The organism is Paenarthrobacter sp. YJN-5, assembly GCF_015040095.1.
GTDB lineage: Bacteria > Actinomycetota > Actinomycetes > Actinomycetales > Micrococcaceae > Arthrobacter > Arthrobacter ureafaciens.
Genome location: NZ_CP053544.1, coordinates 775,014 through 798,325 on the forward strand (window position 1 = coordinate 775,014; position 23,312 = coordinate 798,325).

22 protein-coding genes and 1 pseudogene are annotated in these 23,312 nt (G+C 64.1%); 13 read left to right on the forward strand and 10 right to left on the reverse strand.

The window, feature by feature from the left end:
* The first annotated feature begins 16 nt into the window (after positions 1-16).
* The 7 genes from HMI59_RS03685 to HMI59_RS03715 all read left to right on the forward strand — a co-directional run bounded on the left by HMI59_RS03685 (position 17) and on the right by HMI59_RS03715 (position 5,095).
* Positions 17-472: a hypothetical protein gene (locus HMI59_RS03685; RefSeq protein ID WP_193592843.1), complete on the forward strand. Its 456-nt coding sequence runs from the start codon at positions 17-19 to the stop codon at positions 470-472.
* Positions 469-1,704 (forward strand): Nramp family divalent metal transporter, encoded by a 1,236-nt coding sequence (locus HMI59_RS03690; protein WP_193592844.1) that lies wholly within the window; start codon positions 469-471, stop codon positions 1,702-1,704. Before HMI59_RS03685 ends, HMI59_RS03690 begins: the two co-directional genes overlap by 4 nt.
* On the forward strand, positions 1,704-2,126 hold the full coding sequence (locus tag HMI59_RS03695; protein WP_079941445.1) for a hypothetical protein: 423 nt from the start codon (positions 1,704-1,706) through the stop codon (positions 2,124-2,126). The genes HMI59_RS03690 and HMI59_RS03695 overlap by 1 nt, the downstream gene beginning before the upstream one ends.
* Positions 2,113-2,448 carry a PRC-barrel domain-containing protein gene (locus tag HMI59_RS03700; RefSeq protein ID WP_193592845.1) on the forward strand — a complete coding sequence of 112 codons (336 nt, stop codon included), beginning with the start codon at positions 2,113-2,115 and terminating at the stop codon, positions 2,446-2,448. Before HMI59_RS03695 ends, HMI59_RS03700 begins: the two co-directional genes overlap by 14 nt.
* A 115-nt stretch (positions 2,449-2,563) precedes the next feature.
* Positions 2,564-2,935 carry a hypothetical protein gene (locus HMI59_RS03705; RefSeq protein ID WP_166186606.1) on the forward strand — a complete coding sequence of 124 codons (372 nt, stop codon included), beginning with the start codon at positions 2,564-2,566 and terminating at the stop codon, positions 2,933-2,935.
* A 67-nt stretch (positions 2,936-3,002) separates the two neighbouring features.
* Positions 3,003-3,488: an SRPBCC family protein gene (locus HMI59_RS03710; RefSeq protein WP_193592846.1), complete on the forward strand. Its 486-nt coding sequence runs from the start codon at positions 3,003-3,005 to the stop codon at positions 3,486-3,488.
* Between the two features lie 83 nt (positions 3,489-3,571).
* Entirely contained in the window at positions 3,572-5,095 is a 1,524-nt protein-coding gene (locus tag HMI59_RS03715) for a CYTH and CHAD domain-containing protein (protein ID WP_193592847.1), read from the forward strand.
* Between the two features lie 39 nt (positions 5,096-5,134).
* Here HMI59_RS03715 and HMI59_RS03720 read toward each other — a convergent pair whose 3' ends face one another.
* Positions 5,135-5,971 (reverse strand): alpha/beta fold hydrolase, encoded by an 837-nt coding sequence (locus HMI59_RS03720; RefSeq protein ID WP_193592848.1) that lies wholly within the window; start codon positions 5,969-5,971, stop codon positions 5,135-5,137.
* A 123-nt stretch (positions 5,972-6,094) separates the two neighbouring features.
* Between HMI59_RS03720 and HMI59_RS03725 the strand changes: the two genes are divergently transcribed.
* Together HMI59_RS03725 and HMI59_RS03735 are read left to right on the forward strand one after the other, a co-directional pair.
* On the forward strand, positions 6,095-7,831 hold the full coding sequence (locus HMI59_RS03725; protein WP_193592849.1) for an ABC transporter ATP-binding protein: 1,737 nt from the start codon (positions 6,095-6,097) through the stop codon (positions 7,829-7,831).
* Positions 7,828-9,785: pseudogene (locus HMI59_RS03735) on the forward strand (ABC transporter ATP-binding protein). The gene HMI59_RS03725 and the pseudogene HMI59_RS03735 overlap by 4 nt, the downstream one beginning before the upstream one ends.
* 15 nt (positions 9,786-9,800) lie before the next feature.
* On the opposite strand, the gene HMI59_RS03740 reads toward HMI59_RS03735, so the two are convergent.
* Positions 9,801-10,373 carry an MOSC domain-containing protein gene (locus HMI59_RS03740; RefSeq protein ID WP_193592850.1) on the reverse strand — a complete coding sequence of 191 codons (573 nt, stop codon included), beginning with the start codon at positions 10,371-10,373 and terminating at the stop codon, positions 9,801-9,803.
* Between the two features lie 58 nt (positions 10,374-10,431).
* Between HMI59_RS03740 and HMI59_RS03745 the strand changes: the two genes are divergently transcribed.
* Both HMI59_RS03745 and HMI59_RS03750 read left to right on the forward strand, forming a co-directional pair.
* Positions 10,432-11,211, forward strand: coding sequence for an alpha/beta fold hydrolase (locus HMI59_RS03745; protein WP_227471527.1), 780 nt, complete (start codon positions 10,432-10,434; stop codon positions 11,209-11,211).
* Positions 11,212-11,286: 75 nt separating this feature from the next.
* Positions 11,287-11,742 (forward strand): excisionase family DNA-binding protein, encoded by a 456-nt coding sequence (locus HMI59_RS03750; protein ID WP_193592851.1) that lies wholly within the window; start codon positions 11,287-11,289, stop codon positions 11,740-11,742.
* A gap of 74 nt (positions 11,743-11,816) precedes the next feature.
* On the opposite strand, the gene HMI59_RS03755 is transcribed toward HMI59_RS03750, so the two are convergent.
* The 4 genes from HMI59_RS03755 to HMI59_RS03770 all read right to left on the reverse strand — a co-directional run bounded on the left by HMI59_RS03755 (position 11,817) and on the right by HMI59_RS03770 (position 14,014).
* Positions 11,817-12,287 (reverse strand): NUDIX domain-containing protein, encoded by a 471-nt coding sequence (locus tag HMI59_RS03755; RefSeq protein WP_193593660.1) that lies wholly within the window; start codon positions 12,285-12,287, stop codon positions 11,817-11,819.
* A 197-nt stretch (positions 12,288-12,484) separates the two neighbouring features.
* Positions 12,485-12,655 (reverse strand): hypothetical protein, encoded by a 171-nt coding sequence (locus tag HMI59_RS03760; protein WP_021473460.1) that lies wholly within the window; start codon positions 12,653-12,655, stop codon positions 12,485-12,487.
* Between the two features lie 179 nt (positions 12,656-12,834).
* On the reverse strand, positions 12,835-13,665 hold the full coding sequence (locus HMI59_RS03765) for an oxidoreductase (RefSeq protein ID WP_193592852.1): 831 nt from the start codon (positions 13,663-13,665) through the stop codon (positions 12,835-12,837).
* 70 nt (positions 13,666-13,735) lie between these two features.
* Positions 13,736-14,014 (reverse strand): hypothetical protein, encoded by a 279-nt coding sequence (locus HMI59_RS03770; protein WP_227471528.1) that lies wholly within the window; start codon positions 14,012-14,014, stop codon positions 13,736-13,738.
* Positions 14,015-14,342: 328 nt separating this feature from the next.
* On the opposite strand from HMI59_RS03770, the gene HMI59_RS03775 reads away from it, so the two are divergent.
* Positions 14,343-16,289, forward strand: a complete 1,947-nt coding sequence (locus HMI59_RS03775; protein ID WP_227471529.1) for a rhamnogalacturonan lyase — start codon at positions 14,343-14,345, stop codon at positions 16,287-16,289.
* Positions 16,290-16,421: 132 nt separating this feature from the next.
* Here the strand turns inward: HMI59_RS03775 and HMI59_RS03780 are convergent, their stop codons facing one another.
* Entirely contained in the window at positions 16,422-19,103 is a 2,682-nt protein-coding gene (locus tag HMI59_RS03780) for a Tat pathway signal sequence domain protein (protein WP_193592854.1), read from the reverse strand.
* Positions 19,104-19,258: 155 nt separating this feature from the next.
* Between HMI59_RS03780 and HMI59_RS03785 the strand changes: the two genes are divergently transcribed.
* Positions 19,259-19,837, forward strand: coding sequence for an adenylate kinase (locus HMI59_RS03785; protein WP_193593661.1), 579 nt, complete (start codon positions 19,259-19,261; stop codon positions 19,835-19,837).
* Between the two features lie 7 nt (positions 19,838-19,844).
* Here HMI59_RS03785 and HMI59_RS03790 read toward each other — a convergent pair whose 3' ends face one another.
* Genes HMI59_RS03790 through HMI59_RS03800 form a run of 3 tightly spaced genes read right to left on the reverse strand, consistent with a single transcriptional unit; the run spans position 19,845 to position 23,106 of the window.
* Positions 19,845-20,687, reverse strand: a complete 843-nt coding sequence (locus HMI59_RS03790) for a glycosyltransferase family 2 protein (RefSeq protein ID WP_193592855.1) — start codon at positions 20,685-20,687, stop codon at positions 19,845-19,847.
* A complete protein-coding gene (locus tag HMI59_RS03795) occupies positions 20,684-22,048 on the reverse strand; it encodes a PIG-L family deacetylase (protein ID WP_193592856.1) in 1,365 nt (454 codons plus the stop codon). The genes HMI59_RS03790 and HMI59_RS03795 overlap by 4 nt, the downstream gene beginning before the upstream one ends.
* Positions 22,042-23,106 carry an acyl-CoA dehydrogenase family protein gene (locus tag HMI59_RS03800; RefSeq protein ID WP_193592857.1) on the reverse strand — a complete coding sequence of 355 codons (1,065 nt, stop codon included), beginning with the start codon at positions 23,104-23,106 and terminating at the stop codon, positions 22,042-22,044. The genes HMI59_RS03795 and HMI59_RS03800 overlap by 7 nt, the downstream gene beginning before the upstream one ends.
* Positions 23,107-23,312: the final 206 nt, after the last annotated feature.

Below are 23,312 nucleotides of genomic sequence, written 5' to 3' on the forward strand. Positions count from 1 at the left end.
GAAGCATGCTTTCAAGGTGCTCCTGACATTCGCGTTGCTGGTCGGAGTCGTTTCCGGCTGCTCGGAAAGTCCCTCGACGCAGGCCCTTGAGGGGCCAATGAAAGACGCCTCCGCTGCCGCCAGGACAACGGCCATGGCCGTGGAGTTGCGACTCAAGGGCCACACGACGGCGGCGGCCGGCTCAACTGCGGCTGACGACATGCTGAAGCAAGCCGACTCAGCTACCAAGGAAGTCCAAGGCACGTCTGCCAGTAACGGAGATGACCAGGACCTCCGGGATGACGTTCTTGCCGCTTTCGCAACAATTTCCCGTGCGTTGATCCACGCCCGTGATGCCCTGGCGGCGCCGCAAGGCGGCCCGGAAGAGGGCAGGATCGGAAGCGACCCATCCCACTTGATGCCCGTGCTCGATGAATTGCACAGGGCCTCGGACCAGCTCGACGCTCTCATGACCAAGGCCGGCATACAGTGAAACGGCTCCTCGGTGTTGCACTCGGCATCCTGACAGCGATCGGGGGCTTCGTCGACATCGGGGATTTGGTCACCAATGCCGTGGTGGGCTCGCGCTTTGGGCTCTCGCTGGCGTGGGTGGTGCTTGTGGGAGTAGTAGGAATCTGCCTCTTTGCCAACATGTCCGGCCGGGTTGCTGCGGTGTCGGGAAGGGCCACTTTTGAAGTGATCCGGGAACGGATGGGAGCCCGCGCCGGGCTGGCGAACCTCGGTGCGTCCTTCCTCATCAACCTCATGACGGTCACTGCCGAAATTGGCGGCATTGCCCTGGCCCTGCAATTGGCAAGCGGCGTTGCCTATCTCTTGTGGGTTCCCGTGGCTTTGCTGGCTGTGTGGCTGGTGATCTGGCGGGTGAAGTTCAAGATCATGGAGAACGTCACGGGCCTGGTGGGGCTCTCACTGGTGGTCTTCGCAGTGGCTTTATTCCTCCTTAAGCCGGACTGGGGTGCCTTGGCGTCCCAGGTTTTTACCCCCTCTGTTTCCCACGAGGAGAAGGCTGGAACGTACTGGTACTACGCCATTGCCCTCTTCGGTGCGGCCATGACCCCGTATGAGGTTTTCTTCTTCTCGTCGGGTGCCGTGGAAGAAAAGTGGAAGGTGAAAGACCTGGCGCAATCGCGGCTTAATGTCCTGCTGGGCTTCCCTCTTGGCGGTTTCCTTTCGCTCGCAATCGCCGGGTGCGCCGCCGTCGTTCTTCTCCCTGCCGGCATCAGCGTGACCACGCTGTCGCAGGTGGCTTTGCCGGTAGCGCAAGCGGGCGGCCAGATCGCTTTGGCCGTCCTGATTGTGGGCATCGTGGCGGCAACGTTCGGAGCGGCATTGGAGACGACGCTTTCCAGCGGCTACACCCTGGCGCAGTACTTCGGCTGGTCGTGGGGGAAGTTCCGGCGTCCGGCGCAAGCAGCCCGGTTCCACATGTGCATGATCGTGGTGCTGCTGGCGGGAGTGGCGGTGCTGATGACAGGGGTCGATCCGATCCTGGTGACGGAATACTCGGTGGTCTTCTCGGCCATTGCCCTCCCGCTGACGTACCTGCCCATCCTGATCGTGGCAAATGACCCCCAGTACATGGGCGAACACGTCAATAAGCGGCCGGTGAATATTGCCGGAATGGTCTATCTGGTCATCATCCTGGTGGCGTCGATTGCGGCGATTCCCCTCATGATTGCCACGGGAGCGGGAGCGGGGGCGTAATGGCAAAGAACCGAGGGCTGGATACAAGCCGTTTGAAGCCGCCGCCCGTTCCCGCCGGACTGGTCCTCGACGCCCAGCTGCACCTGCTGGACCGCCAGGTTCTGGACGTCGACGACGTACCCGTCACCACTGTGGACGACATTGAGTTGAGCGGCCCCGAACCGGACCAGCCGATCCCGCCGGGTACCGACCCGCCGCATATCACTGCGCTGCTGACCGGGCCGGTGCTGGGTACGCGGATCTTTGGCGGCAGGCCGCCGTCGAGCCGGCTGATCCGTATCCCCTGGGACGTTGTGTCAGGCGTAGGGACCGTCATCTCCGTGGGGGTCCGCTCGGATTCCCTGGACGCATCGTGGGTGGAGCGCTGGCTGCGGAACCACGTCATTGGCCGCATCCCGGGAGGCCGCCATGATCCTGACTGACATGCTGGGAATCGACGTGCTGGACAGCAACGGAGAACGGCTCGGCGAGGTATCGGACGTCCGTTTCGCGCTGGATGCTGCTCCCGGCCCGCTGCTGAGCAAGGCGCGGCTGGTGGGCATTATTGTCAGTCCCCGCACGGCGTCGTCGTTCCTGGGATTCGAGCGGCAGAACCTCACCCAGCCTTGGCCGATAGCCCAACTGCTCCGGTGGCGGCACCGCGGTTCGTTCCTGGTGCTGTGGGAGGACATTGCGCTGATGGGGCCGAAGTCCGTGCGGCTGCGGTCCGACTTCACCCCCTACGAATCCGGCCTGACACGGTAGCCGATGAAGCGAAGAAGTACTAAGTTTACTGACTAAGGCCTTCCGGCATGGACAAACAGCTAAGTATGCTTATAAATTCGAAGTGTTCCATTAACCGTTGGAAAGGACAGGTCTCATGGACAGTCAGAACGCCACACCTGAAGAAGAAGTAGGCGGCTACGGCACCCCGACGGCAGAGCAGGAAGCTGGCGGAGGACAGGCCCAGCCCCGTGTAGAAGAAGACCTGAGCGAAGCCGGTTTGAGCCAGGACAGCCCCGACGGCGAGACCTACGCAACCGGCGCCCCGAACCTCAGCCACTTGGATCCGGAAGATTCGGACAGCTCCGGCGAACCGGGCGCAGGCCGTTTCGGCGGGACAGATGAGCAGTCCCTCCAGGAACAGAACCTGCAACCCGACGCAGAGGACCTGCCGGACGGCAGCGGCACCGACCTTCCCCAGGAGCAGGCGCCGAACGACGACGACCAAGAAGACTTCAACGCAGGCTAAAACCTGACAGCACGAGGTACGCGACCGCAAGGCACCCGCACGCGACGGCAATGAAGGAGCAAAATCCATGGCTACCGTCAACAAGTCAATTGAAGTAGATGTCCCCGTTTCCGTGGCCTACAACCAGTGGACCCAGTTTGAGAGCTTCCCGGAGTTCATGAACGGTGTGGAAGCTGTGCGGCAAATCGATGACACGGCACTGCACTTCTCAACCAATGTGGGAGGGGTGAAGCGCGACTACAACGCCCAGATCATTGACCAGGTTCCGGACTCCCTGGTGAGCTGGGCCAGCGTGGACGGCCCCCGCAACGGTGGCTCGGTGACCTTTGAACCACTTGATGCCGGCAGGACCCGCGTCAACGTTGAATTCGTGTGGGAACCGGACACCCTCGCCGAAAAGGCAGGCTCGGCTCTTGGAGCCGACAGTCTGCGCGTTGGTGCGGACCTGGACAAGTTCAAGAAGTTCATCGAAGCCCAAGGGCATGAATCCGGCGCCTGGCGCGGCACCATCTCCGGTGGGGACGTAGATGAAGCTGGAGGACCGCTGGTCTGATGCAACTCGGTGAAGGCCGGCCGGAAATCCGGCCGGCCTTCACCGTTGCAAACAGCATATAAGGCAGCAGGAGGTACCGGACCATGGCCAAGTCCACTGTGGAAGTGGAGCGGAAGTTCGACGTCGACCCGTCAACACCGCTGCCCGATTTGAAAGCCATCGACGGCGTCTCCAGAGTGGGCGAACCGGTCACCCACCAGCTTGAGGCCGTCTATTTCGACACCAAAGAGCTCGCCCTCGCCTCCTACGGGATGACGCTCCGCCGTCGTACCGGAGGACCCGACGCCGGATGGCACCTTAAGCTGCCGAAAGGCCCCGGGCGGCGCACGGAAATACATGCTGCGTTGGGCCGGCCGGAGATGGTTCCGGACGACATCCTGGTTCACGTCCTCGCCTACACCCGCGGCCGTGCCGTGGCACCTGTGGCCATCTTGAATACCCGCCGCACCAGCATCGGCCTGTATGCGGAAGACGGCAGGGCGATTGCCGAGTTCGTCGATGACCACGTCGAGGCCCAGGTGTCTTTCACCGATGCCACCTCCCGCACGTGGCGTGAATGGGAACTGGAGCTGAACCACAATCCGGGCGACGACGCCGCGGCAGCACTGTTCGATGCCGCTGCCGGGATACTTACGAAAACCGGCGCGCGCCCCAGCGAACGCACGTCCAAACTCGCAACCGCGCTGGCCGGACACTTGCCCCGTCCCAAGGGGAGAGGCCGCGAGGTCCCCGAACGCAAGGGACCGGCCGTTGTGCCCGTCCTCAACTACCTTGACCAACAAGTGGCCAGGATGCTCCGGCGGGATGCCCAGGTCAGGATGAACGCCGATGATTCCGTCCACCAGCTGCGGTCCGTCACCCGGCGGATCCGGTCGGTGCTCCACAGCTACCGCAAGTTCTTCAAAGCCGGCCCGGTGGACGAGTTGGAAGCGGGCTTGAAATCGCTCGCCCAAACCCTGGGCCGGTACAGGGACGCCGAGGTGCTCCATCGGCGGCTGCGGGAATCGCTGGATGAACTGCCGGGAAGGCTCGTGCTGGGCCCCTTGGCGGCAGAGCTGGACGAACGCATGAAGGTTCGTAAGGACACTGCGCTGACGGCCATCCGATCCCGGATGGACAGTCCTGGATACTTCCGGCTGCTGGACCAACTGGAGGCCTTCGTCGAGGAGCCTCCGGTCGCATCCGAGGTCATGCCCGGTGCAGGCAAGGCAACGGCCAAGCGCGTCAACAAGGCTGCCAAACGCCTCGCCGAACGCCACGACGCAGCGGTTGCCGCCGCCGTCGGGCCTTCCCGTGACAAGGCCTTCCACGAAGTCCGGAAGGCAGCCAAGAAATTGCGCTTTGCGGCTGCGGCGGCAGAAAGCATCCACGGCAAGCAGGCATCGAAGATCGCTGATATGGCCCACCGGATTCAGACCATCTTGGGTGAACACCAGGACAGTGCCGTAGCCCGGACTGAACTGTTGAAGCTCGGCTCCGCTCCCGGCATGGGCAACGCCGCATTTACGTACGGAGTTCTCCACGCCAGGGAACGGACGGCAGCGGACGCGGTCCAGCAGGAGTATCTCCGGCTGGGAAAGAAAGTCCGCAAACTCAGGATCACTTAGGAAATAGCCCTCAAGAAAAGGTTCTTGAGGGCTATTTACCTACTTTTTGAGGAACGCCAGAAGGGCTTCGTTGATTTCTGCTCCGTGCGTCCACAGGAAACCGTGCGGCGCCCCCTCGATTTCCACGTATTCGGCGCTGGGAAGTGCATCCTTGAATCGGCGGCCCGTGACATCGATGGGCAGGATATTGTCCGCAGTGCCGTGAACGATCAAAGCGGGGACATCGATTGTGGGGATATCCGCGCGGAAATCAGTGAGCCACGTGGGCTGTGCGGCAACTGATGCGAATGCACCCGAATTTGCTGCCAGGTTCCAGCTCGCATCGACCAATTCCTGGCTGAGGCGGTCGGTGCCCAGGAAGGTGTCGCTGTTGTAGAAGTTCTTGAAGAAATCCGTGAAGAAGGCGTAACGATCAGCCTTGACGGCCTGGGCGAGGCCATCGAAGACATCCTGCGGGACGCCATCCGGATTGTCGTCGGTCTTCAAAAGGAACGGTTCCAGGGAGCCGAGGAACACCGCCTTGGCCACGCGGCCGGTACCGTAGGTGCTGATGTAGCGGGCAACCTCGCCTGTACCCATGGAGAACCCCACCAGTACGGCGTCGTTGAGGTCGAGGGTTTCCAGGACCGCTTTGAGGTCAGCTGCGAAGGTGTCGTAGTCGTAGCCGACCGTGGGCTTGCTGGACTTCCCGAAGCCGCGGCGGTCATAGGTGATCACCCTGTAGCCGGCGTCAAGGAGGGCCGCTGTCTGCTTCTCCCACGAGGATCCGTCCAAGGGATAGCCGTGGATCAGCACCACAGGCTGCCCCGCCCCGTGGTCCTCGTAGTAGAGCTCAATCTCAGTGCTGTTTTCGTTTCCGACGGTGATGTAAGCCAAAACTTCGGTCCCTTCATAGCGGTTCTGGGGTGGAACGCTTCCAGCCTACTGAATACCCCCTAGTTGCCCCCAGCAACCAGACGTAAACTGGCCTTCGGTTTACCCCCGGACGCTGGAGATCCCATGCTGTGGAAGGTCCTTGTTCGTTTCCTCCGGCCGCATCAGCGGCTGCTGGTCGCCGTCGTCGTTTTCCAGCTGGCGCAGTCCATCGCCTCGCTGTACCTGCCCACGCTCAACGCCGACATCATCGACCAAGGTGTCGCCACAGGCGACACCGGATACATCCTCCGCATGGGCGCGGTTATGCTGCTGATTACCCTGCTGCAGATCGCCTGCGCCGTCATTGCGGTGTACTTCGGCGCCAAAGCGGCAATGAGCCTTGGCCGCGACCTCCGTGACGCGATCTTCGGCAGGGTGGGGGAGTTCTCGGAGCAAGAGGTCAGCCGCTTTGGCGCGGCGTCCCTCATCACCCGCTCCACCAACGACGTCCAGCAGGTCCAGCAGTTGGTCCTGATGTCCTGCACCCTGATGGTCACGGCGCCGATGCTGAGTATCGGCGGGGTGATCAGGGCGGTTCGGCAAGATGCGCAACTGTCGTGGTTGATCGCCGTGGCGGTGCCGGTGCTGCTGGTTTGCGTCGGGCTGATCGTGACCCGGATGGTTCCGCTGTTCCGCAAAATGCAGGTCCGGATCGACGCCGTGAACAGGGTGCTTCGCGAGCAACTGACCGGTATCCGCGTGGTGCGGGCCTTCGTGCGGGAAGACATGGAATCGCTGCGGTTCGGCAAAGCGAACGACGACGTCACGGACGTTGCGCTGCGGGCCGGCCGGCTGATGGCGCTCATGTTCCCCGTGGTCATGCTGGTCATGAACATTTCCAGTGTGGCGGTGATCTGGCTTGGGTCGTTCCGGATCGAGGACGGCTCCATGCAGGTGGGGACGCTCATCGCGTTCCTGAGCTACCTCATGCAAATCCTCATGTCCGTCATGATGGCCACGTTCATGGCCGTGATGATCCCGCGTGCCTCCGTCTCAGCAGACCGCATCGGCGAGGTGCTGAGGACCGACTCAAGCGTCCAGCCGCCGTCGAACCCTGTTTCCCTTACCGGCCACCGCAGGGGCGAGCTGGAAATGCGCGACGTCGGATTCGCCTACCCGGCTGCCGAGCAGCCCGTCCTCAGCGGGGTGTCCTTCACCGCCCGGGCCGGCCAGACCACGGCGATCATCGGCAGCACCGGGGCGGGCAAGACCACCCTCGTGAACCTGATGCCGCGGCTCTTCGACGCCACCTCGGGATCCGTCCGGATGGACGGCGTGGACGTCCGGGAACTGCAACCCGACCACCTGTGGGGGCACATCGGGTTGGTGCCGCAAAAGCCCTACCTGTTCTCCGGAACCGTCCGCAGCAACCTGCTTTACGGCAAACCGGACGCCACCGACGACGAACTGTGGCAGGCTCTCTCCGTCGCCCAAGCCCGCGACTTTGTTGAGGAAATGGACGGCGGGCTGGACGCGCCGGTCTCCCAGGGCGGGACCAACGTATCCGGCGGTCAGCGGCAACGGCTCGCCATCGCCCGGGCACTGGTCAAACAGCCCGAACTCTACATCTTTGACGATTCGTTCTCGTCCCTGGATACCGCGACGGACGCCCGGCTGCGCCGCGCCCTTAAACAGCACACCCAGGGTGCCACGTTGGTGATCATCGCCCAGCGCGTCTCCAGCATCGCGGATGCTGACCGGATACTAGTGCTCGACGACGGCAGGATCGTTGGGCAGGGAACGCACGATGAGCTGTTGGAGACTTCCGAAACGTACCGGGAAATCGTGGCCTCCCAACTCGCAGCGGAGGAGGCGGCATGAGTACAGCTGTCCGGGGTCCGCAGCGTCCCCCGATGGGGCCGGGCAGGGGCGGGCCGTTCGCCGGCATGAACGTCCCGGCCGAGAAGGCCTCCAACTTCGGCGCCTCCGCCAAGCGTCTGCTGGGAACCCTGCATCCCGAACGGGTCTGGCTTGGCCTTGTCCTGATGTTCGCCGTTGTCAGCGTGGCCCGAACGTCATTGGCCCACGGCTGCTTGGCGAAGGCACCAACCTGATCTTCGCCGGCGTCGTTTCCAAGGAACTGCCCGCCGGCGTTTCCAAGGAAGCCGTGATCGCAGGGCTCCGCGCCGCCGGCGAGAACACCAAAGCCGACATGCTCAGCGCCATGCCCCTGACACCCGGCGTCGGCATCGACTTCGGCGCGCTGTCCTCGGTACTGCTCTGGACGCTCGTGCTGTATGTCCTGGCCGCGGCGTTCGGTTGGATCCAGGCGTACATCCTCAACGGCGTCGTCCAAAGGACCGTCTACCGGTTGCGCGAACGGATCGAAGCGAAAATCCACAGGCTGCCGCTGAAGTACTTCGACAAAATCCAGCGCGGCGAGCTCCTCAGCCGGGTGACCAACGACGTCGACAACATCTCCCAAAGCCTCCAACAATCCATCAGCCAAGTCGTCTCCTCCCTGCTGACCGTGCTGGGGGTGCTGGTGATGATGTTCATCCTCTCCCCGCTGCTGGCCCTGATTGCCCTCATCACTATTCCCCTGACCCTCGGGATCACCGTGCTGATCGCCAAGCGTTCCCAAAAGCTCTTCGTGGCCCAGTGGAAGAACACCGGCGAACTCAACGGCCACATTGAGGAGACCTACACCGGACACGCTTTGGTGAAGGTGTTCGGCCGGCAGGACGAGGTACAGCAGAAGTTCCGGGACAAGAATTCCGAGCTCTTCCAGGCCAGCTTCGGTGCCCAGTTCGTCAGCGGACTGATCATGCCTGCCATGACGTTCATCGGGAACCTCGTCTATGTGGCCATCGCCGTGGTGGGCGGCCTGCAAGTGGCTTCCGGCGGAATGCAGCTCGGCGACGTGCAGGCATTCATCCAGTACTCGCGGCAGTTCACCATGCCGCTTGCGCAGCTCGGATCCATGGCGAACATGCTGCAATCCGGTGTGGCCTCCGCCGAACGGGTCTTCGAGTTGCTCGACGAAGAGGAAGAATCGCCTGAGCCTTCGGATGCTTCATCGGCCGGAGGGCCCGGCCGGCTGGTCTTCGAGGACGTTTCTTTCAGCTACTCGCCGGACAAGCCGCTCATCACCGGGCTCAACCTGGTGGCCGAACCGGGGCAAAGCATCGCCATTGTTGGGCCAACAGGTGCGGGCAAGACAACCTTGGTGAACCTCATGATGCGCTTCTACGAGCTCGACGGCGGCAGGATCACCCTGGACGGCGTAGACATCTCCACCATGTCCCGGCAGGAACTGCGCTCGCGGATGGGCATGGTGCTGCAGGATACGTGGCTGTTCGGCGGGACAATCCGGGACAACATCGCCTATGGCCGGCCCGACGCTTCGGAAGCATCGATCGTGGAGGCTGCACAGGCCACGTATGTTGACCGCTTTGTGCGCTCCTTGCCCGAGGGGTACAACACCCTGTTGGACGATGAGGGCAGCAACGTCTCGACAGGGGAGAAGCAGTTGCTCACCATTGCCCGGGCCTTCCTGTCACGCCCTTCAGTGCTGATCCTGGATGAGGCCACGAGCTCGGTGGACACCCGTACGGAAGTGCTGGTCCAGAAGGCCATGAATGCCCTGCGCTCGGACCGGACCAGCTTCGTCATCGCGCACAGGCTCTCCACGATCCGGGACGCCGACCTCATCCTGGTCATGGAGTCCGGGCAGATCGTGGAGCAGGGGACCCACTCGGAGCTTCTCTCCGCCGGTGGCGCGTACTCCCGGCTCTACGAAGCCCAGTTCGCGGCGCCGGCTGCGGAGGTGTGAGGCGCAGGTTCGCAGCTAGGGCAGCCGGGTGGGCCGCAGCACGGAAGCTTCCCCGGCGCGGGCCGGGTCCAGGGGGACAGGGCTTACCAGGGTGGCAGGCCCACGATGGAGGAACCCGCCGGAGATCACCTGGCATCTTACTCCGCCCCTTCCCCGCATGGCTTTGTGGGCGCCGGGAGCCAACATCTGGTCCATCCACGCGCAGGGGTGGGCGGGGCGGCCGGCTTTCAAACGGACGGAATCCTTGCCCGACTCGAGGACGAATTCGTGGCCCAGCAGGGGTGCCAGCTCCGCGCCTCGGATCACCACATTCCGCCGGGTCAACAGGGGATCAAACGGCCCGGAACCGAGTTCGGCAGCTATAGCCTCCAGCGCCTCGACCGCGAACACAGTCACTGCCGCATCCATGTGCGCCGCTTTGCCAAAGAAACGGTCGCCAACAATGCCTTTGCCTGCAACAAGCTCCGCAGTCGGTGCATCGGTGGTCGGAACATCTGCGGCGCCCTCCCGTGCCCTGCCAAAGTAGGCATGCGCGGGCGACACCAAAAGGTGAAGCACGTCGACGTCGTACCTGTATTCCGCGGTCATCCCTTAACGCTAGCCGCCGCGCAGACTCTTCCGGCCGCTGCCCCGATAAAGTGTCACGGTGAACTTTGCTGCGGCCCCTGACGGCACCGAACTGGCGTGGACGGAGTCCGGCGGCGGGGAGCCATTGCTGTTGATCGCAGGTCAGGCGACGGCCATGGACGGTTGGGGCCCGACGGCGGAACTGCTGTCCCGCTTCTATCGCGTGATCCGCTTCGACCACCGTGGGATTGGCCGCAGCGGGCAGGGGCAAGCTGATCGCTATTCCACCCGTTTGCTGGCTGCCGATGCGGTTGCTGTACTGGACGCCGCCGGAGTGGAGATTGCGCACGTTTATGGGCACTCCATGGGTGGCCGGATAGGGCAGTGGCTCGCCATCGACTTCCCTGAGCGGGTGAGGACGTTGATCCTGGCTGCGAGCAGTGGAGGACGATCAACGGATCCGGGGATGCGGGCGGATCCGGCGGCCATGGCGGCCCTGGTGAGCGGCGACTTGGCTCGGCTGGCCCCTTTGTTCTTCGACGCGGAGTGGGCTGCGGACCACCCCGATGCGGTGCAAACGTTCTTTACATCCAAGGCCTCGGCCTGGGCAAAGTCGCGTCACTTCAGGGCCAGCCGTGAGCATGACGCGTGGTCGGAGCTGGGTTCCATCCTTGCTCCGACGTTGATTCTCCACGGGACGGAGGACCCGTTGACGCCGCTGCCGAATGCCGTTGCGCTCCGGCGGCACATCCGGGGTTCACTGCTGGTGCGCGTCCCGGGTGCGGGGCACGGCCTCCACCTGGACCACCCCGAAACCGTTGACTGGATCCGGGAGTTCACAACAAGGAAGAGCCGATAGCAGGAAGGCGTTTCGTTTATTTCGTTTAGCGACTAAGCTTGCTTGGGTACCCTGCCCAACCTAGGAGGACGCGCGATGACCGTTGAGCCGGCAACTCCGGCGTATCCGCACGGAAGCGATGCTGAAATGGCCCGGGACGCATTGAAGGTCCTGCGGAGAGCCGTGGACTCGCACACTGACCCGCGCCAGCCGGTTGAGATGACAGTGGCTGACGGGGGGCACCTGGAGATGCCCGGACCTGCAGCCGAACTGATGATTCGAATCCTGGGAAAGATGGCGGCCGGGCAAGGAGTCACCGTCATCCCGATGAATGCCGAACTGTCGACCCAGCAAGCCGCGGATCTGCTCAACGTATCGCGTCCCTATTTGGTCCGGTTACTGGAATCAGGCCAGATCGAGTTCCGTAAGGTAGGCACACACCGCCGCGTGATGGCGGAGTCACTCTACGATTACAAACGCCGGGCTTTGGTGGCCCAGAAGGACGCTGCGGACGAGTTATCGGCGCTAGGACAGGAAATGGGGCTCATTTAGGTGGTCTTCACGGTCGTCTGAGACGGCTTGAGATCGAGGGCCTACCGCAGATTTCGGCGGCGTTGAGACGCTGATCAAGCATTGAGGTGCGCCACCAGCGCATCCACAATGGGCAGCTGACCCTTGACCAGCTTGGTGCGTGCCGTTGCGTCGTCGATCCACTGGGCGTCGTCGATCTCGGGGAACTCCTTGATGGAACCGGAGCCTTTGGGCCATTCCATGGGGAAGGTGTTGCTCACCACTTCCTCCGGCTGGAAAGACGGGGCTTCCGCTGCGAAGGCGGTGATGAGTTTGCCGGAGGGTTGCCGGAAGACACCCAGCAGGTGGTACTCCGCGTCCGGCGGAGGTGACCCGATCTCCTCCGTGAACTCGCGCCGGGCAGCAACCAACGGGTCTTCGTCGTCTGCGAATTCACCCTTCGGGATGGACCAGGCGTGCTGGTCCTTGCGGGCCCAGAAAGGGCCGCCCATATGGGCAATCCAAAGTTCCAAGCCATGCTCCGCGGACCGCCTGTAAAGCAGGATCCCTGCGCTTCGGATACTGATGCGTCCTCCCTGGCCAAGCTGTGCCTCGAAGTCCAAGGCTACTCCACGGCTTGGTCACCGGCCGGGCGCAAAACCTGCGGCGTCGTAGGGAAACTTGCAGGGTGTTTGGCACGTTTCCAGCGAACTCGCGGAGCAACAAAAAAGCGGACGACGCCGGTGGGTACCGGAGTCGTCCGCTTTTTGTGTGTCTGGACTGCTTAGCGGTTAAGGCTGACCGTGAAGGTCTTGGGTCCGCTGAGGGTCACGGAGATACCGCAGTTCTCCGCAGCGGCGCGAGGGGTGAGATCCCGGATAGCGGCTTCGATGGTGTGGTCGATTGCCGAGTTATCCCAGATTTTAAGCGAGATGGAGTCAGTATGTGTCGTCATTGTCAGTACTTTCACTCAGGCTTTTAACAGCCCCAAGCCTCTTCGCCCGGGGCCGCATCCTCGTCGGTGAGGATTGCTGATTCAGCTTGTTGGGAACGCGTTCCCTCATTCATGGTTCATGGTGGCTGCCCTGAATGACAAGCAAATCCGCCCAAGTGTGACCGATTACACGTTGCTCTTTACTCTGTGTAACCGGTGCTCCCGCTCCGTTCCCGCCAGCGCTCCACCTCGGCCCGCATTGCTTCTTCAACGGCGTCGTAGGCATACAGGGCGTCCGCTCCCAACAACAGGAAGGCGGGCGTCTCTTCGGCTTCAAAGGCGTCGATGATCACCTGCGCAGCCTTGTCCGGGTCGCCGGGCTGGGTACCGTGAACGGTGTCGTTTTCCTTGCGGCGCTTTCCGGCGGTGTCAGCATAGTCATCGATGGCCTCCGCGGACTGCGTCAGGGAACGCCCCGCAAAGTCCGTGCGGAATCCTCCCGGCTCCACCGCGGTGACCGAAATTCCCAGCGGCGCCAGCTCCTTCTGCATTGACCCCGAGATGCCCTCCAGCGCGGCCTTGGAAGCGGCGTAGTAACCGGAACCGGGAGGGCAAATCCGGGCGCCTATGGAGGAGATGTTCACAATGGCCCCGGACCGCCGTGCACGCATGCCGGGAAGCACCGCTTTGATCATGGATACGGGGCCGAACACGTTGGTGTCGAAAAGGGCCCTGACATCCTCCTCATCGCCCTCTTCGACGGCCGCACGGTAACCGTATCCGGCGTTATTGACCAGCACATCAACGCCGCCGAACCGGTCCTCCGCCTTCTTCACGGCTTCGGCAACCTGGTTGGCGTCGGTGACATCGAGCCCCACGGCGAGGGCCGTCGTCGGGAATTCAGTGGTGAGGTCCTGCAGGGTTGCGGTGTCACGTGCGGTGACCACCGCGTTGTGCCCCTTCTCGAGCACGGCTTTCGCCAAGGCCCGGCCGAGGCCTGTTGAGCAACCGGTAATAAGCCAGGTAGTCATGAGGTTCCTTTGAAGTCGTGACGAAGAGATGCCGCCCCGGGCGATGGCCGGGGCGGCATTCCACGTGCTGCTAGTGCTGTCCGAGTGCTCCGCCGAGGGGCGGCACGGCACCCGGGCCTTTCCTGCCTTCGGGGCCTGTGGCGTCCTCGTTGGTGTCGCCGTCCAGTACGCCTGCCCCTGATTCGTCGTCGTCCGTGCGTTCGGCTTCGCTGCGCGTATCGCTCTCAGCCGTACCGTCGGAATCGCCGTCGAGGTCGTCCGCCAAGCCGTTGGTTTGGTCGAACGGGTGGGTGATTGGGTTCAAGGTGTCTTCGCTTGCGGTGATGCGTTCCGTATCCTTCTCGGTCACAGTGTCCTCCTGGCTCGCTCGGAATTTGTCAGCATACTTACGATATCCGGATTCCCGGATGCGGACCAGAGGCAATGCCGGTTCACCTTCAGGGTGAATGTCAACAAAAGTAAACATCAAGAATCGAAAACACACAGTAATTTACAGTCAAACCCTTGACCAAGGTGTGGAGCGCTGTAAACATAGACCGCGGAAAGCGTTTTCTGGAAGCAAGTGAAACGTTCCAAACGTGGACGGCGGACCCTCCGCTGTCCAGCATCAAAGGAGATGTTCTTTGGCTTACCCCTCGAAATGTTCCTCCCGCAGACCACTCGTTCCCCTCACGGCCATGGCCACCCTCACCGCGGCAGCCCTGGCCTTCACGGGTGTGCCCATCGCGCAAGCGGCAACCACCCAAACAGCGCCAGGCAACGCGCCCGCCGTCGTCAGCGCGAAGCAGGACCAAACGCCGAAGAGGCAGGTGGAAAACCTGGACCGTGCGCCGGTGGCGGTCCTGACTGACCAAGGCGTGAGTGTCAGTTGGCGCATGCTGGGCCTGGACAAGGACAGCATCGGGTTCCAAGTGCTCCGCGACGGCGTCAACATCACGCCCGAACCCATCCGCAATTCAACCTTCTTCGTGGATCCTGCGGGAACGGCCACCTCAAGCTACGTCATTAAGACGGTGGGCAGTGGCCAAGGCCAGGACAAGCTGACCGAGGCTGTCACGCCGCTGGCCCAAAATTACCTCGGCATCAAGCTGGACAAGCCGGCGGACGGCGTCACCCCCGACGGCAAGGCTTACACCTACTCGGCCAACGACGCCACCGTGGCGGACCTCGACGGTGACGGCAAGTATGAGGTCATCCAGACGTGGTCGCCGTCCAACGCGAAGGACAATTCGCAGTCCGGCTACACGGGCAACGTCTATGTGGACGCCTACAAGCTGGACGGCACCAAGCTATGGCGCATCGACCTCGGCCGCAACATTCGCGCCGGGGCGCACTACACGCAGGTCCTGGCGTACGACTTCGACGGCGACGGTAAGGCCGAGGTTTCGCTCAAGACGGCGGATGGCACCACGGATGCTTCAGGCACAGTGATCGGCGACGCCAACGCCGACTACCGCAACAGCGCCGGCTACGTGCTGGCCGGCCCGGAGTTCCTCACGGTGTTCAAGGGCGGGACGGGGACCATCCTGGACACGGTCGCTTATGAGCCTGAGCGCGGATCCGTGGCCGGCTGGGGCGATAACTACGGCAACCGCGTGGATCGTTTCCTCGCAGCCGTCGCGTACCTGGACGGCGAGCACCCGTCCATGATGTTCAGCCGCGGCTACTACACCCGTACGGTGCTGGTGACTTATGACCTGGTTGACGGCAAGCTCGTGAAGCGCTGGTCCTTCGATTCCAACGCGGCGGGCGACCAATACAAGGGCCAGGGCAATCACAACCTCTCCGTGGCTGACGTTGACCAGGACGGCAAGGACGAGTTCGTCTTCGGTTCCATGACCATCGACGACAATGGCCAGCCCCTCTACAACACCAAGCTCGGCCACGGCGACGCCATCCACACGGGCGATCTGGATCCCTCGCGGCCCGGCCTGGAAACCTTTGCCGTCCACGAGAGCATGAGCCAGAGCGGCAACCGTGGCGCCACGTTCCGGGACGCTGCCACCGGCGAGGTGCTGTGGAGCATCCCGGCCACCAAGGACACCGGGCGTGGAGCTGCGGGCGACATCGATCCCCGCTATGAAGGGGCCGAAGGATGGGCCGTAGGCGGGACGGCGGCGTGGGATTCTCCGCGGGGCCAGTTGATGTCCGCCAAGGGCGAGCTGATCGCGGAAAATATCCCCGCCGCGAACTTCCTTGCCTGGTGGGATGGCGACCTGCTGCGTGAAATCGTGGACCACGACTACGACGCCACCGTGTCCCGCGGCGTCCCCACTATCTCCAAGTGGAACTGGGAAACCGAGACCAGCGATCGCTTGCTGACCGCCGATGGCGCCCGCAGCAACAACACCACCAAGGGCAACCCGTCCATCCAGGCGGACATCCTCGGCGATTGGCGCGAGGAAATCGCCTGGCCGTCCACGGACAGCACGGAGCTGCGGATCTACACCACCACAGCTCCCACCGAGGTTCGCCTGCGGACCCTGATGCACGACACCGTGTACCGAACGGCCGTCGCCCGCGAGAACGTGGCGTACAACCAGCCGCCGCACCCGAGCTTCTTTGTGGGTGAGGGCATGCAGCCTCCGGCAGCACCCGCCGTCGTCTATACCGGCAAGAAGTAAGCGCACACAACAAAGCCGCCCGCCCCCGAAAGGAGGCGGGCGGCTTTGTTGTGTGCGGCGACCGGTGGTTTCGTGGCCCCGGGCGTACGACGCCGGAGCCTCCAGCGGCGGGCGGAGAACCGCCGCGTCGGGCTACTGCTGCGAGGCTGCCCCCGGCAGGTGCCCGCCGATGAGGGCCAGGTTCTGGATGGCGGCCAGGCCAAACTGGGCAGTGTCATTGGTGGACACCGTGGGCGCCTCGTCAACGGGTTGGAGGACATACGGGGGCATGATCTTCTTCAGGGTGAATGCCTCGGCATGGTTCAGGTTTTCGCCGCCGACGCTGAAGCTGGACCAGGCCGATGCGGCCAGCTCAGGCGAACCAAGCCGGGCTGCTGCGTAGGCTGTGAGGCGGCTGTGGGCCTGCGTCAGGTAGATGCCGTCCAACGCTTGGCCCACTTCGGCGGCCTGCTCTTCGGGTGAGGCCAGGAACAGCCGGCAATACTGCAGCCAGGCCTCCTCGAACCCGGCGTCCGCCACCAGGCTGATGAGTTCGCTGCAGATCTCCACCAAACCGAACACCGCACTCAGGTGGGAGACCCTGATGACCTCGCGTCCGGCGTCGAACCTTCCTGCATCCAGGTCATACAGTGCCTCGCCCGTGAGGAAGCCGTACTTGAGGGCGCCGATGTCAGCCATGGTGCCCAGTAGGCGGTCGCGTGAGCGGGGGTTGCCGGTGCGTTCCCAATCGGTGAGCCAGGTGGCCGCGAGCGAGCCCCAGTCGGTACCCAGCCCAACGCCCAGCGAGCCGCGGTCCGGGCGGTAGGTATCGGCATCGGGGCGAACCTTGCGGACCGGGTCCAGGCCAAGGAAATTCTGGTCGCTGTCCACCAGCTCGGTGAGGAGATCCCCGGTCCGTTCGTCGGCCGTCAGGTAGTAGTAGAAGCGGCGATAGGCGGGGTTGCTGATCCGCAACTGCTTGGCGCTGCAGCCCCAATGCTGGACGTTGTGCCGCGAGCCGAGACCGCGCCATGGGCCCAGATGGTAGACGTCCACCTCGCCGGTGTGCCGGGTCATGGCCTCGGCGAAACGGAACACATCGGCGCGGCCGGAGCGGAGGTACATGTACCAAAGCCACAAGTCCGGCGAGAGTTCGGAGTTGTCCCACGCATAGCCGCCGACGTCGTAGCGCCAGACGTGCCGGTCCGAATCGTAGGTGTGCATGACGTCGCCGTAGTTCCAGAAACCGTACCAACGGCGCTGCTCCTGCTGGCCGCGGTAGAAGTCGAAGAGGAAGTCCAGCTTGTCTTCGAGCTCCGCGCGGGGAGGCGTGCTTCGATCCACCGGCGTCCAGTCGCCGAAGACGCCCGCGCTGTGCAGGTACTGGGGCGAGGGTTGCAGGACCGGTGGCCGGGAGGCGTACGCTGCATCGGCTGCCAGTGACTCGACCGGGGGAGTGGAGTCGTAGGCGAAGAGCGTGAGCTCGTGCGTCCTTGCTATCCCTTGTGCATTGCCGAAACCGGGCTCGTAGTCCTCGTACGTGATTTCCAGGCCTTCGAGTTGCTCTTCGAAGGTGTCCTGGCCTAGGCCGTCGTGGTAGAAACGCAGGTCCATGGGTTGGGCTTCGGGGGAGTAGAGCCATGCCGTTACGCTGGGTTCGGCCGTAGCAGCGCCTCGGATGTCCAACTGCCCGGGGTGCGATTGCCAGAAGTCCCGTACCCCTATCCCGAAGCCGCCACCGACGTCGCTCAGCGAGCAGAAACCGGCGGACCGGGTGCCGCCCGAAATCCCCACCCAACCATGCCCGGCGGCGGTCCGTTTGCGGAGCTCAAAGCCGTCGGCGGACAACTGCGTGAGGGTGAAGTCGTTCCACGCGGGAATCAGGTGCAGGCGCTCGGAGACCTCCGGCTTCCACTGCTCCAGCGGCGGCGTGGGTTCCCCGTCGAGCTGGGCTTTCCGCACTTCGGTGCCCGGATCGCGGCGAAGGCCCGTCAGTCCGCGGACGGCCTCCACCAAGAACCCGCCGTCCGCGCCGGCAATCCGTACGTGCCGGTCGTGCAGTTCGCTGGCCAAGGGGACCGTGAAACGAACGCCCAGGCCGGCCAGGAAGTCTTTTTCAACATTTCCGTCCCACACGAACGAGTGCACCATGCGCACGCTCCGGGCGCCGGCCAGGAAGTAGAAACGAACAGTGAAGGGGAGCCATTCCCGTCCCGACGGCTGTGGGCTATCCGAACGATGCCGTCCATCCAGCCGCACCACAGCCCGCACGGGCCCGCTCTGTTCCACCGTCGCCGACTCGATGTGGCCCGTGAATCCTTCCCGGCTCGTGCTGCCCGCACCCTCGGCAATCCCGTCCTGCAGCAGGCTTACCAGTTGTGCGTCCCGGGCCACCACCGAGCCGTCCCGCGTCAGGCTTCGGAACAGCCGGTCGCCGGTGCGCGGCAGAAGCATGTCCATTGTTCCTGTGGAGACTGTGATGGTTTCCGCCGTTTCGGTGACCACCACCTGCGGTTCACGTACGACGGCGGCTGCCGGACCGGCGTCGTGCGCTTGCGTTCCGTCTGCCTCGCCGGAAGGAAGCTGCACCGAGTAGTTGGTTGAGGGATTGTCCGTGGCCCCGATGGCGAGTCCGGCCCACTTGAGGGAGCCGTCGGGCCAGGTAGCCAAGGGCCAGGCCTGGGAGGGGGTGGCGGTGCCGTCCGCGTCTACGACGGACAGGGCATCGGCGTCATGGACTGTTCCGCGCTGGAAGGGCATTCCCCAAGTGGAGCCACCGCTGAGCGTGGCGGGGGGTGCGCCGTCGATCCACGTGACCGGGGCGTGCTGTGTCATGGAATTTCACCTCAAGAGTCTGGGAAAGCGCTTTCTTTGTGACGTTTCAAAAACCGTACTCCGATGTGATGGGGGTCGCAAGGGCGGGGTGCCGCGACAAAGCGCAGGGGCGTATGGTTGAAGTCTCCGCCGCCTCTTTCGAATGGACCAGCGTCATGGCGCGACTGATCATCATGGGACCTCCCGGTTCGGGCAAGGGAACACAGGCTGAACACATCGCCAAGCACTTCTCCGTGCCCGCGATTTCAACGGGCGATCTCTTCAGGGCCCATGTCCGCGACGGGACCAGCCTCGGTGCGGAGGCCGGACGCTACATGGACCGTGGCGAGTTCGTGCCGGACCACGTCACCACAGCGATGCTGAGTCAGCGCCTGGAGGATGACGACGCCGGTGCGGGCTTCCTGCTGGACGGGTACCCGAGGACCGTGGCCCAGGTGGAATCGCTTGACGCGCTGCTCGGTACGCGGCACCAGGCGCTGGAAGCCGTCCTGGCCCTCACAGTATCCGACGACGAATTGCTGGAACGGATGCTCCTGCGGGCCAAGGAGCAGGGCCGCAGCGACGATACCGGTCCCGTCATCAAGCGGCGGCTGGAGCTCTACCGGGAGCAAACGCGTCCCGTCATCAGTGCCTATGAACAGCGCGGGATTCTCTTGACCGTAGAGGGTTCAGGACAGAGGGAGATGATCACGGCAGCAGCCATCGCCGCAGTGGAGTCGGTGATCCGGCACTAGGGGCGCTCTAGGCGATATCCGCGGTGACAGGCGCCAGTTCGCCGAGGGCCCGCAGGTAGGTGGCGAATCCCTGGGGTGCCCGGGCTGTTGTCCGGGACGACGTGACCACCCTGTTGGTGTCCGTCGATCTGATCAGGAATCCCTGCCGTGACAACCGCGTGGCCAGAATCCGGTCCTCATGTGCCTGCAACTTCGGAAACCCGCCCACGGCCAGGTACGCGGACGCGCGGACGCCGAAGTTGGCTCCGTAAATGTGCGGGTGGTCCTCCCGGAAAGGATGCAGCTCAAGCCAGCGGCGAAGGATCCCCGGGTCTGCGGTGCGGGCATCCGGTTCGACTGAGCCTAAGACGACGTCCACCCCGGCGTTGGCCAACTCCACCTGCCGGATCAGCCAGTTTGTTGGCACGCTGGAGTCCGCATCCGTGTTGGCCAGCCAGACCGTGTCCGGATCGGTGCGGCGGCCCGTGTCGAGGCCGGCCAGCGCGGCCATCACGCCGGCTCCGCGGCTGGCTCCCGTGCTTCGGGCACGGGTTTCAAGCATGCGGACCCGGGCGTCGGCGGAGGCATGGGCATTGACGATATCGCGGGAACCGTCGGTGCAACTGTCCAAAACCACCGTGATGCTGACGGACACCTGTGTTCCTTGCGCGGTTAATGCCTCGGCGGCCGAGGCCTCGGCGGCCGAGGCCTCGGCACTCCGGGCCTCGGCACCCAGGACCTCGGGATGTAGATTCCCGGCGCTCAGGGCGTCGGCCGCATGGCGGATGGCGCTCAGGGCGGGGCCGAGTTCCTCTTCTTCGTTATGCGCAGGCACGACTACCGCAACGTGCCGGATCGCCCGCCCTGTCACGCCGCACCCTCCGGGGCGACGAGGACTTCCAGAAGGAAGTCCTTCTCCCGGTACAGCCCCCGGCTTGGCCAGTCGAGCACGCGGCGGGCGGTCCTGTGGACGGTTTCTCCGTCCAATGTCCAGCCGGAGATCGGGTGGCGCCAGTGGCACAGGAGCAGCGTGCCGCCAGGCCGGATGGAGTCCTTGACGCGGTGCAGCATTCCATCGAGTTCATCCGGGCTGAGGTAATAGCCCATCTCTGACACCACTACCAGGTCAAACGTTCCGGAGGGCCATTCCGACGGCACGGTCAGGTGTCCGGTCCCCGCATGGCCCATGCCGGACAGGCGACGGGTGGCTTGGGCAAGGGCCGTACTGCTCGCATCCAGGGCCAGGAACCGCTCGCATCGCGGGGCAAGTTCGGCGCTGAGGACCCCGATCGAGCAGCCGATCTCCAGCCCGGACTCGTACCTCTCTTCCGGCAGGGCCGCGAGAGTCAGGGCCCGCTTGCGGCGTTCATACCAACCCGAGGCGTAGTCCCACGGGTCCTCTTCGCGGGCATGAACGGCGTCGAAGATGGACTCGGCGTCGCAGGCGGTGTTTGACCCGCCGGCTGGAGGGGTCCACGCGAATGTCTCCCAGCTCCGCGAGAAGTGTTGCAGGAACGTAGGGGACAGCAGTGTTTCGTCGCCGGGTTCCTCGGAGAGTGGCTGCGTTTGGGATGCGTGGGAGTGCATGGCCTGTGCCTTGGCCCGGCGTTCCTCAGGGCCCAGCGGCAGTCGCACCCACAATTCCCATGTCCCATCTTCCGGACCGGCCCAGAGCCAGTACCAAATGGGGTACTCGAGCAGCCCGTAGCCTTCTGATGCCGCGATCCGGGCCGCGGTGCTTCCGAGGGCATCGTGGTCGGTATGTCCGTCCGAGCGGTAGGGGGCGACCAGGACCACCTTGTCGGCCGGGGCGCCGGACTCGGCCACTTCCCGTCGGATGGCGGCGGCAACGCTATCAACTTGTGCGGCCACGCGACCATCCGGAACCTCTACGAACCGCCACTTGGCGCTGGGCGCCAGCCCGGACACGGCCTCTCCGAACTCAGTGAGCCTGACGGCGGCAAGCTGTTCCGGCGTCGTGGTTGTGGATTCCGGATGTGACGCCTCACCTGCCGTGCACAGCAGCAGGCGGACGGTGGCCCCCAGCGCGTGGAGCCTGGCCAGGAGGCCGCCGGCGCCCAGCGATTCGTCGTCGGGATGGGCTGCCAGGATGACGAACGTCATGCCGGCGAGCTCCTCGGCATTCAAGGGCAGTTCCGGGAGCTCACCAACGCCGCTGGCATCCCAGTCGGCCTCGGGGGTGCCGGCGTCGTTGTGGGTGAAGGTCACCATTCGCGGTCCCCTTGCAGGGCGCGGGCGCCGAGCTGCGCGTCGTCCCGCATGGCGTGGTGCTGGCGGACGTAGAGGGACAGGTCCGCCATGCGTTTTCCGTACGCCTCGTTGAAGGCCAGCGGGCCCGGGCCCAGGTTTTGGTTCACCAGGGTTTGGATGCGTTCGACGGCGGCGGCAACGGTTCCGCGGACACGGAGCGCCCCGCTCCACGTGCTGGAAAAGGCATCAGGTTCGAAGGCGTCGATGCGTTCGGCTGCGCGTGCGAGTGATGCGGTGGCGGAGTTGATGGTGCGGTCGATGTCGCCGAGGTGGGCCAGCGCGATTTGGTCAGCCGCCCGCCCCTTGTCCGCGGACCTGGCCAAGGATTCGGCAAAGTCGCGTGCCAAAGCAATGGCACCGCCGAGCCAGCACGCCGCTACGCCCATGCCGCCCCACGCGAATCCCGGCCGCTGATGGTACCAACCCGGACCCTCGATGATGGTGGCCGGAACCCTGTTGAAATGTACTGGGCCGCTGGGGATTTCCCGTAGTCCACGGCTGGTCCACGCCGGCTCCCCGCAAGTGACGCCGGGGTCCTTGAGATCGACGGCGAAGGCCGCGCGACCCTCTTCTCCGGGCAGGTGCGCTGTGATGACTGCCCCGTCCAGTTGCGCGGCGAGGGAGCACCACGGTTTGTCGCCTTCCAGGACGTAGCCGCCGTCGTCATCCTTCTTGGCCTCCAGCTTCTGCCCCGGACCCTCGGCAGCGAAAACACCCCACGCGCCGGCTGGTTGGTCGTGGCCGGCCTGGGCGAGGATATGCAGGGCATCGAGGTGAGGTTCCAGGATCCGCCCCGCCGCGACATCCACTGCCGTAACCGAGGCCAGGAGCTCCCACAGTTTGCCGGTGCTGCCCTGACCCGGGTGCGGGGCAGTCCGTCCGATGTCCTTCGCGATGTCCAGCAGGGCAGGGACATCGCCTATGTGGGTGTGCACGGCGTCGAGCGTGGGCTGCAGGGCTTGGAGCTGCACCGGTTCCGAGCTGATCAGCACTGGTTGGAATTCGGTGGTTTCGCCCATAGATGCCTCCAAGCTGCCGATTGGCCGTTTTCCGGTTCCCACCAACCTACCCTAAGGAGCCTTACCTTCGGGTCGCGAACTTTTGGCGCCCGAATCGTCGTGTCCTGAACCTGGAGGGTTGCGAACGCAAACGTACGACGGCGGGTGCTCAACGTCGTCGGGGGAGGCAAAAGTTCCCGCTTGTCGCTGCATGAAGCCGCTGATTC